The 13,605-nt window shown below is 64.1% G+C and carries 11 protein-coding genes; 5 read left to right on the forward strand and 6 right to left on the reverse strand.

What is annotated here, in order from left to right:
- Positions 1 to 225: 225 nt before the first annotated feature.
- Positions 226 to 1,602: an MFS transporter gene (locus HB777_31660; GenBank protein QND68052.1), complete on the forward strand. Its 1,377-nt coding sequence runs from the start codon at positions 226 to 228 to the stop codon at positions 1,600 to 1,602.
- A 253-nt stretch (positions 1,603 to 1,855) separates the two neighbouring features.
- Here HB777_31660 and purH read toward each other — a convergent pair whose 3' ends face one another.
- The 3 genes from purH to HB777_31675 form a co-directional block, all read right to left on the reverse strand.
- The gene (gene purH, locus HB777_31665) at positions 1,856 to 3,472 is read right to left on the reverse strand and encodes a bifunctional phosphoribosylaminoimidazolecarboxamide formyltransferase/IMP cyclohydrolase (GenBank protein QND68053.1); all 1,617 of its coding nucleotides are present in this window, start codon (positions 3,470 to 3,472) and stop codon (positions 1,856 to 1,858) included.
- 87 nt (positions 3,473 to 3,559) lie between these two features.
- Positions 3,560 to 5,284 (reverse strand): heparinase, encoded by a 1,725-nt coding sequence (locus HB777_31670; GenBank protein QND68054.1) that lies wholly within the window; start codon positions 5,282 to 5,284, stop codon positions 3,560 to 3,562.
- Between the two features lie 160 nt (positions 5,285 to 5,444).
- On the reverse strand, positions 5,445 to 6,287 hold the full coding sequence (locus HB777_31675) for an AraC family transcriptional regulator (GenBank protein QND68055.1): 843 nt from the start codon (positions 6,285 to 6,287) through the stop codon (positions 5,445 to 5,447).
- Between the two features lie 93 nt (positions 6,288 to 6,380).
- On the opposite strand from HB777_31675, the gene HB777_31680 reads away from it, so the two are divergent.
- The gene (locus tag HB777_31680; protein QND68056.1) at positions 6,381 to 7,316 is read left to right on the forward strand and encodes a phytanoyl-CoA dioxygenase family protein; all 936 of its coding nucleotides are present in this window, start codon (positions 6,381 to 6,383) and stop codon (positions 7,314 to 7,316) included.
- A gap of 35 nt (positions 7,317 to 7,351) precedes the next feature.
- On the opposite strand, the gene HB777_31685 is transcribed toward HB777_31680, so the two are convergent.
- Positions 7,352 to 8,746, reverse strand: coding sequence for an RsmB/NOP family class I SAM-dependent RNA methyltransferase (locus HB777_31685; GenBank protein ID QND68975.1), 1,395 nt, complete (start codon positions 8,744 to 8,746; stop codon positions 7,352 to 7,354).
- Positions 8,737 to 9,756: a zinc metalloprotease HtpX gene (gene htpX, locus HB777_31690; GenBank protein ID QND68057.1), complete on the reverse strand. Its 1,020-nt coding sequence runs from the start codon at positions 9,754 to 9,756 to the stop codon at positions 8,737 to 8,739. The genes HB777_31685 and htpX overlap by 10 nt, the downstream gene beginning before the upstream one ends.
- Before the next feature lie 105 nt (positions 9,757 to 9,861).
- Here htpX and HB777_31695 point away from each other — a divergent pair, with 105 nt between their 5' ends.
- The gene (locus HB777_31695) at positions 9,862 to 10,083 is read left to right on the forward strand and encodes a DUF1674 domain-containing protein (protein QND68058.1); all 222 of its coding nucleotides are present in this window, start codon (positions 9,862 to 9,864) and stop codon (positions 10,081 to 10,083) included.
- An 8-nt stretch (positions 10,084 to 10,091) separates the two neighbouring features.
- On the opposite strand, the gene HB777_31700 is transcribed toward HB777_31695, so the two are convergent.
- Positions 10,092 to 10,757, reverse strand: a complete 666-nt coding sequence (locus HB777_31700; protein ID QND68059.1) for an HAD-IA family hydrolase — start codon at positions 10,755 to 10,757, stop codon at positions 10,092 to 10,094.
- 165 nt (positions 10,758 to 10,922) lie between these two features.
- Here HB777_31700 and HB777_31705 point away from each other — a divergent pair, with 165 nt between their 5' ends.
- Both HB777_31705 and HB777_31710 read left to right on the forward strand, forming a co-directional pair.
- Complete coding sequence (locus HB777_31705) at positions 10,923 to 11,792, forward strand: transglutaminase family protein (GenBank protein QND68060.1); 870 nt, start codon at positions 10,923 to 10,925, stop codon at positions 11,790 to 11,792.
- Positions 11,793 to 11,997: 205 nt separating this feature from the next.
- Positions 11,998 to 13,371: a hypothetical protein gene (locus HB777_31710; protein QND68061.1), complete on the forward strand. Its 1,374-nt coding sequence runs from the start codon at positions 11,998 to 12,000 to the stop codon at positions 13,369 to 13,371.
- Positions 13,372 to 13,605: the final 234 nt, after the last annotated feature.

Raw genomic sequence — 13,605 nt, forward strand, 5'->3', positions numbered from 1 at the left:
TGGCCGCGAAGCGGTCGGAGAGGGGGCTTCGTAGGGTGAGGCCCTTAGAGGATCAGCCTGAAAGATGGGACGGCGCATCTCCCCCTCTCCGTCTCGGCTTCGCCGAGCCACCTCTCCCCCACTCCCGTGGGGGCGAGGAACCAAGCCATAGCCGTTTGCATGACCATCGGAAAACATGCAGACATGGCGCCAGCAGCCAGTGTTACGAAGGCGATCGGAGGCGACATGACCGAGGTAGCAGTGCAGCGTGCGTCTGGACGCGGCATCTGGGGATGGATGCTGTTCGACTGGGCGGCGCAGCCGTTCTTCACGGTCGTCACCACCTTCATCTTCGGGCCCTACTTCGTCTCGCGCATGGCGAGCAATCCGGAAACCGGCCAGGCGGCCTGGGGCTACGGCATCGCCGCGGCGGGCCTAGTCATCGCCGTGCTGTCGCCTATCCTCGGCTCGATCGCCGACCAGACCGGGCCGCGCAAGCCGTGGATCGCGTTCTTCGCCGCGGTCAAGATCACCAGCCTTTGCCTGCTTTGGTTCGCCGCCCCCGGTTCGAACCTTTTCCTGGTCGTGCTGTTCTTCTCGCTGGCGTCGGTCGCGGCAGAGTTTTCGACCGTGTTCAACGATTCGATGATGCCGCGCCTGGTGCCGAAGAGCGAGATCGGCCGGATTTCCAACATGGCCTGGGGTCTTGGTTATCTCGGCGGCATGATTGCGCTGATCTTCGTCGTCGCCTGCATGGCCGGTTCGCCGGAGACCGGCAAAACGATCATCGGCATCGACCCGCTCTTCTCGCTGGATCCGAAGCTCGGCGAGGACGCACGCGCCACCGGGCCTTTGTCTGCCGGCTGGTACTTCCTGTTCATCCTGCCGATGTTCTTCTTCACCCCCGATGCCATCAAGGGCCTGCCGATCGGCCCGGCGGTGCGAGAGGGGTTGGCGGAGCTGAAGGTAACGCTGGGCGAGGTGCGCAGGCGCAGTGGCATCTTCCGCTTCCTTGTCGCCCGCATGATCTATCAGGACGGCGTCAATGCGCTGCTGGCGCTGGGTGGCACCTTTGCGGCGGCAATGTTCCATTGGTCGATCACCGAGATCGGCATTTTCGGCATCATTCTCAACGTCGTCGCCATCTTCGGCTGCCTGGTCGCGGCCCGTCTCGACACGGCGCTGGGCTCAAAAACCATCGTGATGATCTCGCTGGTCCTGCTCAGCATCGCCACGGTGGGCATCGTCTCGACCGGACCGGGCTACACTTTGTTCGGCCTCTGGATGATGCCTGGACCGGACAGCGGCGGCCTGTTCGGTACGGCGGCGGAAAAAGCCTACATCTTCTTCGGCCTGTTGATTGGCGTGGCTTTCGGGCCGGTGCAGGCGTCGTCGCGTTCCTACATGGCGCGCAGCGTCACCGCCGCCGAATCCGGCCGTTACTTCGGCATTTATGCGCTGGCAGGGCGGGCGACCAGTTTCCTGGCGCCGTTCATGGTCGCGTCCGTCACCCTGGCCAGCGGCTCGGCGCGGCTCGGTATGGCGGTGATCGTGCTGTTCCTTGGGATCGGCATGGCGATCCTGATCAAGACACCCTATCCGGCGGATCGGCCGTCGGAGTGAAGCTTACCCTCCCCCTTGTGGGGGTGAGCAGCCGGTTCGCGTTAGCGAATTCATCGTGCCAGTGGCACGATGAAAGGCCGGCGAACGCCGGGACGCTGCGGAGCAGCGGGGACCCGGCCTGGCGATTGGTCATTCAGAATTCAGCCCCGAGCCCTTCGCAGGCTCAGGGCGTTCGAAGCTCGAAAAGCCAAGCAATTGGCTTTTCGTTCGCTGCGCGAACCGCTTCTCACCCCCACAAGGGGGAGGGTAAAGCTCAGTGCCGGAAATGCCTCACGCCCGTGAACACCATGGCGATACCGTGCTCGTCGGCGGCGGCGATGACATCCTTGTCGTTCATCGAGCCGCCCGGCTGGATGACGGCGGTGGCGCCGGCCCCGATCGCGGCCAGCAGTCCGTCGGCGAAGGGGAAGAAGGCGTCGGAGGCGACGACCGAGCCCTTGGTCAGCGGTTCGGCAAGGCCGGCGGCCTCGGCCGCGTCGAGCGCCTTGCGCGCGGCGATGCGTGAGGAATCGACCCGGCTCATCTGGCCGGCGCCGATGCCGACGGTGGCGCCGTCCTTGACGTAGACGATGGCGTTCGACTTGACGTGCTTGGCGATGCGGAAGGCGAATTTGAGGTCGGCCATTTCGGCCGCTGTCGGCGCGCGCTTCGTCACCACCTTCAGCTCGAGGTCGTCGACCACGGCATTGTCCCGGCCCTGGATGAGCAGGCCCCCGGCGACGGATTTGACCGTCGTGCCAGGCGTGCGCGGATCCGGCAGGCCGCCGGTGACCAGCAGGCGCAGGTTCTTCTTTGCCGCAACGATTGCCGCGGCCTCGCCGGTCGCGCCGGGTGCGATGATCACTTCGGTGAAGGTCTTGACGATCTCTTCCGCCGCCTCGGCGTCGAGGACGCGGTTCACGGCGACGATGCCGCCGAAGGCCGAAACCGGGTCGCAGGCAAGCGCTTTGGCGTAGGCCGCCTTCAGCGAGGTGCCTTCGGCAACGCCGCACGGATTGGCGTGCTTGATGATGGCGACGGCGGCGGAGCGCTCCGGGTCGAATTCGCCGACCAGTTCGAAGGCGGCGTCGGTGTCGTTGATGTTGTTGTAGGACAGCTGCTTGCCCTGCAGCTGGCGCGCCGTGGCGACGCCCGGCCGCTTGTCGCCATTGACGTAGAAGCCGGCGCTCTGATGCGGGTTCTCGCCGTAGCGCATCACCTCGACCAGCCTGCCGCCAAAGGCGCGCCATGTCGGATGTTCGATCTCGAGCGCTTCAGCGAACCAGCCGGAGATCGCCGCGTCATAGGTGGCGGTGCGGGCAAAGGCTTTGGCCGCCAGCTTCTTGCGGAAATCCAGCGACAGCGAGCCGATGTTCATCTCCAGCGCATTCAGCACCGAGGCGTAGTCGCCGGGATCGGTGACGATGGCGACATAGGCGTGGTTCTTGGCCGAGGCGCGGATCATCGCCGGGCCGCCAATATCGATGTTCTCGACGATCGATGCGTAGTCGGCGCCGGAGCGGCGGACTTCCTCGAACGGATAGAGATTGGAGACGACGAGATCGATCGGCTCGATGCCGTATTTGCGCATTGCCGCGGAATGCTCCGGGTCGTCGCGCACGCCAAGCAGCGCGCCGTGCACGCTGGGGTGCAAGGTCTTGACGCGGCCATCCATGATCTCGGGAAAACCGGTGAGCTCGGAGACGTCGCGCACCGCCAGGCCCGCTTCAGCGATCGCCTTTGCCGTGCCGCCGGTCGAGACCAGCTCGACACCGGCTGCTGCCAGCGCCGTGGCGAAATCGATGAGGCCGGTCTTGTCGAAGACGGAGAGCAGGGCGCGACGCACGGGAACGAGATCTGGTGCGGGAATGTTCTTGGCGGCGACGGCCATAGGCTGGCGGCCTTTCACGGCTGGTGTGATGGATGCCCGCGCCCGTAGCACAGGATGCCCGGAAATCAAACTAGCGGTCAGGTAAGCTCAGTTGTTTTCCGGATAACCGGCGATGCTGGTGCGCGTCAGCTGCCAGTGGACTTCGGCGACTTCCGAGGCCTTGAAGGCAAGCACGATCTGGCGGCTGCGGCGCGGGCCGCCAAGGCCGGCGAAATAGATCGATTCCTCGACCTCCGGCACCACTTCGGCTGCTGTGAACACCCAGGTGTCGGCCTGATCGGCGGCCAGCACCAGGCGATCATGCTCGTCCTGTAAAAGGTTGATGTCGGGGTGGACGTGGAAGCGGACAGTGACGAAGTCGCGGCCGTTGTTGCGGATCGCCGCATTGCCGGGCCGCTGGAAACGGTCCCTGCCGGCCAGCACATTGCCGTTCGCCGACAGTTTCAGCTCGCGTTCATGCAGGAAGCCGAAGCGCGGGACATAGCCGTCATGGCGGGCGATGAACCCCTGAACGCCCTTCTGGTCGGTGCGCTTGCACTGCACATGCTGCGGGCCGCCAATCAGCGGCGAGCCAAGCAAGTCGTTGACGCGCAGCGAATGGCTGAAGCGTGCCGACGAGGTGTCGTTGATGGTGGCGGTCGAGTGCGCGGCGGTGGCGCGCGCCAGCGGCCTGAACTCGGCCGCGCCGTAGGTATCGATGCCGGCGTTGACGATGTAGTGCTGGCGCCCGGACGACAGTTCGAAGGCGAGGCAGCTGGCGTGTGCGGCGTTTGACACATCGACCGGCGGCGGCAGGCCGGTGTCGGCAATGACCGTGGTGCCGCCCATCGACAGGCGCTCATAGCCGGAATGCGGCGCATGCAGCAACGGCGCGCCGGCGGTATCGTCGTGGCGCAAGATGGTGGCGATGCGGTCGTGGATGGTGGCGCCCATGCCGTTGAAGCGGGCGAGGCTGCCGTCCTGATGGCGGAAGAAGCGCAGCGCCGGCAGCATGCGGTCGATGGCGCCGATCAGGGCCTGCGGCGGCGTTTCGGCCTGGTTGGCATAGGTCTGGCGCAGTGGCAGAAGGTCGGCGAGGATTTCCAGGACGACCATCGGATTGCGCGAAATGTGACCGCCGTCGGCGAGGATCTGGCGGTCGAGTTCCTCGGCAAGGTTGCGGGTCGCACCGCGCAGCGCCGATGCCGGCGCCGGCAGGGACAAAGCGGCGAAGGCGAGCGCGATGCGGGCACGCAGCCGGTCCTTGCCGTCGGGCATTTCGCGCGCCATCGACCGGAGGTAGCGGATCTGGACGGCGAGCGATTTCAGGAAGGCGCGGTAGAAGGGGAACTCAGCGCCCTGCAGCACGACGGAGGAGTGTTGCAGCCAGGCGATGATGCGCTTGGCCGTCGTGCCGGGCTCCCAGGCGATGCCGGAAATATGGCTGCCATGCATGGCGATCCAGTCGGACACCAGGGCGCGGGCATTGGCGGCGGCAAGCTCGGTGCCGGCGGCGCGCATATGGCGCAGCCAGCGAAAACCGTGCAGCGTCTTCTGCCAGCCATGATTGGGCACGTTGATCTGGAAAGGCGACTTGCCGCCGGTCTCGACCAGATGCCCCGACAGGGGATAGCGGCCGTAATAGATCTCGAGTGCGATCTGCGGGTCGGCGAGGCGCAGGTCCGGCGGCGCGATCAGCACACGTTCCGGCGTGCGGCCGGAATAGCGCCAGCGATAGACAGGCCCGGCGCGCAGGCGCCGGCGCGTTTTGCGCCAGAACTCCTTCGCGACAAGCGTCCACAGACGCGTCGTGCTGCCGGCAGCGAGTGCCAAAACCCCTCCTGATTGTCCTCTACCCCGGCACCAAGTTTATATGATTCAAGAACTTATGCGAAGGCGAATTCCACTGAAGTGAAAGAGTTCACTCTGTTGCCGCCGGATCAGCCCTAAAAAAGTCGGCACATTTCAGGCGCTCCTGGCCTCGTCGCGGCATTCAACTACGCTGGTGGCGGCGACGGAACTCGCTGGGCGAACACTTCTCGCGATCGCGAAAGAGGCGGGAAAAATAGAACGCATCGTGGATACCGACCGCGGCCGCCACGGATTCAACGGACGACTCGGAGGCGACCAGCATTTGCTTGGCAAGGTCGAGCCGGATGCGCAACTGAAATGCCTTGGGTGACATGCCGGTGGCCAGCGCAAACCTGCGGCGCAGCGTTGCCGGCGACATGCCGAATTTCATGGCGAAAGCGCTCAGGTCAACCTGATCGCTTGCGCAATTGCGCAACGTGTCCACGATGCGCCGAAAATCGGCGGCGCCTGGAAAATCGGGATCGCGTTTGCGGTTGCTCCAACCGGCGGCCTGCCGGGCGGCCCGCACGACGATGGCATGAAGCGTGGCAGCCGCTTCCGCGTGACTTAGCACGGTGTCCAGCGCGAGCTCGCCATGCAGCCTGTCAAACAGACGCTGTATTTCACCGAGGTCTTGCAGGGCAACAATGGGAGCGGCTTCGGCAATGAGACGCAGCCGTGTGAAATCACGCGTCAGAGCGCCTTCGAAGAGCGCCCAGCGCTCAATCCATCCGGCCTCGTTTGGGCCGTAGGAATGTGTCCTGCCTGGAAACAGCCAAAACAAGGAAGGCGCTTCGATCGCCTGCCTGCCGCCTGCTTTTGTTTCAAGCCAGCCGCGCCCTTCCTCGACGAGAACGACGGCGAAATCCGGCAGCTTGCGGGTCGTGATTGCCTGCGTGACAAGATGCCGGCCGATCCCGGTTACCGACAGGCCGCCTGCGGCGGCCGGCGGAGATCTGTACAGCGCAAAATGTCGATCAAGCATGAGCGAAAAGTCCAGCCTTGCATTCTGTCCATGGCCAGAATCCGAAGCTCTAGGGCAGTATTAAGCCAAGATGACAAGCCATGGGTGATTGAAATGTCAAGTCGCGTCGGCGAGGCGCAACCGAAAGACGTCGTTCCTGCTGTCGATCTGGTGGCCGATGGCAAGCTCTTGTCGATGGCGCAAGACCGGTTGGGATATCTTTCCCCGACCGACCCCTCCGTCGGTGTCGAGACGATCCGCAAGCTCTTTGCCGGGCAGGGTTATGTCTGGCTCAAGGGTTTGCTGCCGCGCAAAGACGTGGTCGATTTTCGCGGCTGGGTGTTTTCGCTCATGGCCGACACCGGGCTGCTCGAGCCCGGCACGGATCCCCGGCTTGGCATAGCGGCAGCCGGCACATTTGACCGCCAAGGCGCCGACCGACGCCTGATGTCGCTGGTTCGCTCGGCAGCCTATGAAGGGTTTTGCGCGCAGCCGTCCCTGTGCCGTTTCATGGACGAATTCCTGGGTGGGCTGTCCTACCTGCACAAGCGCAAGATCATGCGTTTCACCCAGCCCGGCACGTCCGTCGCGACGCCGGCGCATTACGATCTCGTCTATCTTCGCGGCGGCACCAGCCGTGTCGTCACGGCCTGGATTCCGATCGGCGATATTTCAGTCGACATGGGCGGTCTCGTCTACCTCGAAGGTTCGCACGCGATTGGCGTCGGCATGGAAGCCCAGTTCAGCCGGGACAATGCCGATCTGGACGCTCAGGAGCGGATCAGTGCCTACAACCGCAACATGACCGAGGGTGGCTGGGTGTCGAAGGATCTTCCGGACATGGCGGAACGGTTCGATACGCGCTGGCTGGTGGCTGATTTCGAAGCAGGCGATGTCGTTCTGCACTCGCCCTACATGATTCATGCCTCGACAACGAACCAGAGCCTGAGTGGACACATCCGGCTGTCCACCGATATCCGCTACCAAAACGTCGACGACGAAATCGACGCCCGCTGGGGCAAGCACTGGTCTCTCGACGACATGCTTTAAGACGGCCTGACCTGAATCTCAGCCCGTCTTTGGCGCTAGGCCACACGTCGCATGCGAGCGGCAAAGAAGCCGTCGAGACCGGAAACACCGGGTGAGCCTAGCTCAAGATCGGCGGGCGTGGTGCGCAGCATGCCTTGCGGCGTCAGGAATGGATCGATGCCGGCGATCTCGCCTTGCCGCAGCGGATCGTCGGCTATGTCCGCGGTGCCGGCCAGGAAGGCGCGATGGAGGTCTTCGCCTTCGAGCGGGTCGAGCGAGCAGTTGGAAAAGACGATCCTGCCGCCAGGTTTCACCAGCGTGACGGCGCGGGCGAGCAGCTTGCGTTGCAGGTCGGCGAGTTTTTCGACATCGGCCGCCGTCTTGGTCCACGGCACGTCGGGGTGCCGCCGCACCGTTCCGGTCGACGAGCAAGGCGCGTCGAGGAGAACGGCGTCGAACAGTTCTTCCGGCTCATATTTGAGCAGGTCGGCTTGGACGATTTCGGCCGACAGGCCGAGGCGGTCGAGATTCTGCGTCAGCCGCACGAGCCGGTTTTTTGACGTGTCGACGGCGGTGACCTTCGCGCCGGCAACGATCAGCTGCGCGGTCTTGCCGCCGGGCGCGGCGCAGAGATCGGCGACGCGAAGCCCCCTGACATCGCCGAACAGTCGTGCAGGCAGACTGGCCGCGGCGTCCTGGACCCACCACGCGCCCTCGGCAAAGCCTGGCAGTTCGGTGACGGCCCCAACGAGATTCTCCACCCGGACCGTGCCGGTCGGCAGGACGATGCCGCCGAGCTTTTCCGCCCAAAGCTCGGGATCGGCCTTGACCGAGAAGTCGACCGGCGCCTCAACGCGGTGGGCTTCCAGGATCTGCCTTGCCTTGTCTGGGCCATAGGTGGCCTTCAGCCGGTCGGAAAACCATTTGGGCGCCTCGTCGGTGGCGGCAAGGGCGGCAGGCAGTTCGGTTTCCTTGGCGCGTGCGAGCGTGCGCAGTACGCCATTGACGAGACCGGAAAAACGCTGCGTGCGCGGATCGGACTTGGCGTGGGTCACCGCGATGTCGACGGCGGCACTGTCGGGAATGTCGAGGAACAGGATCTGGGCCGCCGCCACATGCAAGATGTGCGACAGCGCGGTGGCGTTGGGCGGCAGCGGCTTCTCCAGGCGCCGCGCCAGCAGCCCTGATATGGTCATGCGATAGCGCAGCGCGGTGACCAGAATGGCGCGCACGAGGCCGCGATCGCGCAGGTCGAGCGCCTTGTATTGCGGGTGGCCGTTTTCGTGATCGGTCAGGCCGTCGAGCGGCGTCCTGGCATCGATGACGGCGGCAAGCAGGCGCGCCGCCGCCTTGCGGGCGGCAAGGCCGGCAACGAAGTCGCCGCCGTCCCTGTGTTCCGGATCACCTGAAACCGTGCGTCGAGGTCCTCTGTCCGCCACGCTCACGACCACCGGCCCTTGGGCCCGGTCGGGTTGCGCCCCCACGGGTTGGTTTTCGGCGTGGCGGGCTCCGCCGGCTGCTCGGGCCGTGCTGCCTCGCCCCACGGGCCGGATGGCCGCTGTTCGTCCGCCTGCCGTGGCGCCGGAGCCCGGCGCGGAGCGGCCTGGGTTTCGCTGCCTTGCATCTGCTGCGCCATCGCCTGCAAGGCGGCGATCCGGTTGTCGGTGCTCGGGTGGGTGGAAAACAGACTGTCCATGCGCTCGCCGGAAAGAGGATTGATGATGAAGAGATGCGCGGTTGCCGGGTTGCGCTCGGCATCCGGGTTGCGGATGCGTTCGGCGCCGCGAGCGATCTTGTCAAGGGCCGTTGCCAGCCAGAGCGGGTGTCCACAGATTTCGGCACCGCGTCGGTCGGCCTCGTATTCGCGGGTCCGGCTGACCGCCATCTGCACGATCATGGCGGCGAAGGGCGCCACGATCATCGCCGCCAGCACGCCGACGAAGCCGAACGGGTTGTTGTCGCGATTGCCGCCGAGGAAGAAGGCGAAATTGCCGAGCATCGAGATGGCGCCGGCAAAGGTGGCGACGATCGTCATGGTCAGCGTGTCGCGATGCTGCACATGGGCGAGCTCGTGCGCCATCACGGCGGCGACTTCTTCATGCGTCAAAGCCTGCAGCAGGCCGGTGGAGGCAGCCACCGCCGCATTCTGCGGATTGCGGCCGGTGGCAAAGGCGTTCGGCTGCGGGTTGTCGATCAGATAGGTCTTCGGCATCGGCAGGCCGGCCCGTTTGGCCATTGCCTGGACGATGGCGTAATATTCGGGCGCGTTCTTCTCGTCGACCTCGACGGCACGGTTCATCGACAACACCATCTTGTCGGCGTTCCAGTAGCTGAACAGGTTGGTGCCGGCGGCGATCAGCAGCGCGATCATCATGCCGCCGGTTCCACCGATCAAAAAGCCGACGCCCATGAACAGCGCGGTCATCGCGGCAAGAAGCATGGCGGTGCGGATGGTGTTCATCGTCTGCTCCTGTCCAACTGGCTGTGAAAGGGGGTCGATCCGTGTGAGTTCATCGCTATATGATGGGAAACGCCTGGTCCTGTTTCAATCCGCTGGAAATATCGCATGAACGACGAAACCAGTAAAACCGACGCCGACCCTGGCAATGATGTCTCGCCGAAGGCGCTGACGCCGGCAGCCAGCCGTGCGCTCGCGGAAGCCGAAGCAAGACGCGTTAAGTATCTGGAAAAGGAAGCCTCTGCGCCTCGCGAAATCGGCGGCCGCGGCGGCAAGGAGCCCGGACGCTATGGCGACTGGGAGGTAAAGGGCCTGACCAGCGATTTCTAGATGCTGCCCTAGGCGGCGCTGCGCTGCGGCTCGAGCGCGATCCAGCCATGCTCGTCGATGGTGATGCCGACCGTGTCGTAGCCTGCGATCTCGGTATGTTGGGTCGGCAATGGATGCTTGTGCGTAGCGTTGATGACCATGACCGCCGCGCCCGCCGCCTCGGCTGCCGTGATGCCAGCGGGAGCATCCTCGAATACGAGGCAATCGCGCGCATCGAAGCCGAGCCGTTCCGCGCCAAGCCGGAAGCAATCGGGCGCCGGCTTGCCGCGGGAGACATCTTCCGCCGCGACGAGGACAGTCGGGACAGGGATGCCGGCAGCCTGCATGCGCAACAGCGCCAGTTCGCGCGGCGCGGAGGTGACAATCGCCCAGCGTTCGGGGGGCAGCGAATTGAGAAACGCGGCTGCGCCGGCGATCTGGAGAATGCCATCCAGATCGGCCGCCTCGGCCTTCAGCAGCAGATCAGCCTCGTGCGCCGGGTCGACGCCCGGGAGTGCCAGGCCGGTGATGGTCTCGATCGCCCGTACGCCATGGATCGTCGGCAGGAAGGCGGCGACGTCGAGGCCCTGGCGGCGTGCCCAATCGCTCCACACCCGTTCCGCCGAGGCGATGGAATTGATGAGCGTGCCGTCCATATCGAAGAGGAAGGCCGCGAATTTTCTGCCTGAATACATGATTTTCCTTGAGTCCGGGGGGCGCTTGTGGCGTTCCCGAACCTATCGTCTCGGCCACGGCAGGGGAAGACACGGGCCGAGCTTTTCGATCGGCCCAGGGAACCACAGCCGGTCTTTTCGCGTTTGAGCAAAACTGTTTTCCACGACGATCGAAGGGGGACTGCGATGCTGATCCGGATCGGCTATGAAATCGCCATCGAATGCACCGACGCCACCCCCGTGATTTCGCTGCTCGAGATCCACAAGGACCGCCAGGCCGACATCAAGCGGCAGACGCGCGTGCTGACCTCGCCTTCTGTGCCGACCAAGCTCTACCACGATCTGCATGGCAATGCCTGCCGCCGCTTCACGGCGCCAGCCGGTGGTTTTCGCATCCTGTATGACGCGGTCGTCGAGGACAGCGGCGAGACGGACGAGGTCAATACGCTGGCCAGGGAAGTGCCGGTGGCGGAATTGCCCGACGAGGTGCTCTTCTATCTGCTGGGCAGCCGCTATTGCGAGACAGATCATCTGAGTGGCCTGGCTTGGCAGCTCTTCGGCCATCTCCCGCCCGGCTGGGCGCGCGTGCAGGCGATCGTCGACTATGTCCACAACCGGCTGTCCTTCGGCTATGGCTATGCCCGCTCGACCCGCACCGCGGCGCAGGCGCATGAGGAGCGGGTCGGCGTCTGCCGTGACTTTGCCCATCTGGCGATCACGCTCTGCCGCTGCATGAACATTCCGGCGCGCTATGTGAACGGCTATCTCGGTGATATCGGCGTGCCGGTCGATCCGGCGCCGATGGATTTCTCGGCCTGGCTGGAAGTGTTCCTCGACGGCAAATGGTACACGTTCGATGCTCGCCACAACACGCCGAGGGCCGGGCGCATCGTCATCGCGCGCGGCCGCGACGCCACCGATGTGCCGCTGCTGCATAGCTTCGGCCCGCACCGGCTCAGCCTGTTCAAGGTGTGGACCTACGAACAGGAAGGCAATTTGTTCAACCCGCCCTATCACGGCATCGACAGGACGGTCAGCGCGCAGATGCTGGCCTAGTCTCCCAGGGTATTTGATCCGACCGCTTCGCGCCCGGCAGGTATCTTCTGTTTACCAGCCGTTCACCTCTACGCAACTCGAAACCAAACAAGACAATGAGTTGTTAGCGAACTGCTGGTCTTTTGCCATTTGGGGGCGTCACCGGGCTGGAATTCCGCACTGTTCTTCCCACGACGACGAGGCTGAGGTGAGTGGAGGTTGCACAATGCGGAATTACGGGGGGCTTGTTCACGCGGTCGGCGTTTTCGCCAGACATCGTGGTGGAAATTTCGCGATCTTGTTCGGCCTTGGCGCCCCGGTCTTGTTGCTCGCTGTCGGCTTCTCCGTCAACGTAACGCAACTTCACAATGCCAGATCGAGCCTGCAGGGCGCGCTCGACGCCGCAGTCACGTCGACAGCGCGCGACCTGACGACCGGCGCCATCAAGCAAGCCGATGCCGACAAATCCGTGCAGGCCTTTCTGGACGCCAACAGCCAGGCAGGCATCCTGCAGGCCGACCAGATCGTGCTCGACAAGCTGACTGTCAACAAGGGCACCAAGACGGTCCGGGCGGACGCCCATGTCGACGTCGCCCTGTATTTCCCGATTTTCGATATGGGTGACATGAAGCGCGTCACTGCTTCCACAACGGCGCTCTATTCGGACAAGACCATCGAAGTGGCGATGATGCTCGATGTGACCGGGTCCATGGAAGGTCGGAAAATCAAGGATCTGAAGGCGGCCGCGAGCAATGCGGTGGACAGTTTCCTGGGCAACAACCAGGATCCGACCCAGCCAAGGGTGCGCGTTGCAATCGTGCCTTATGCGAATTCGGTCAATGCGGGGGCGCTCGCCGCCAGCAGCGTCTATGTCGAAACCGATGCCAGCCAGCGCAAGCAGGCGCCCGGCAACACCAGCGCGCAACTTGCTTCAGCCCCGGTGCGCCCGGACAATTGCGCCACCGAACGAAAGGGCGCCGATCAATATTCCGACGCCGGTCCTGATTCCAGCATGGTCAACCGCGACTATCTGTTGTCGTTGTTCATCAGCAGTCCTCAAGGTGGGAGGACCGCGGCTTGCCCGGTTGCAGCGGTGGTGCCGTTGACGGCCAACGCCGATACACTCAAGAACGTCATCAAGGATTTTGTCGCTTCGGGTGGCACGGCTGGCCATATCGGCGTGCAATGGACCTGGTACACGCTCTCGGAGAACTGGCGCAGCGTGATGAAAGCTTCGGAGCGGCCAGCCCGGATGGATCCGAAGAAAGTTGCCAAATATGCGATCCTGATGACCGATGGTGAATTCAACCTGTCCTATTTCGACGCCACCGATGTCGAGGACGTCTACAACAACGCCGGCAAGGAGCCGACCCGGACAGCTGCAAAGACGCTTTGTGCCGCCATGCGCGACAAGGGCATCGAGATATTCACGATCGGCTTTGATCTGACAGAACCCAATGCCCAGGCGACGCTGCAGGATTGTGCCAGCGCCGACAGCGGTTCGATCAAGCATTTCTACCAGGCCGCGACCGGCGCCGAACTGGACAACGCCTTCCAGGCGATTGCCCGCAACATCGAAACCCTGGCGCTGACCAGATAGCAGCCCGGACCGGAGCAATCGCGAGGAAGCGATGCGCCGGTCTTCAGCTCGCATCATGGTCCAAAAGGAAAAGGCCGCCGCTTCTTTCGAAGCTGGCGGCCTTCCGTGTTTCCGTCCGTGGCGCGGCCCTGTGGCGATGACCTCAAGAGGTCACCCGCCGCGCATCTCGCGCCTTAACGGGAAGACTGCTTCCCGAAAGTGCAATCCGCTGAGGCCACGTTCTGGAAAACGAAA

The organism is Mesorhizobium loti, assembly GCA_014189435.1.
In the GTDB taxonomy this organism is placed as follows: domain Bacteria; phylum Pseudomonadota; class Alphaproteobacteria; order Rhizobiales; family Rhizobiaceae; genus Mesorhizobium; species Mesorhizobium loti_G.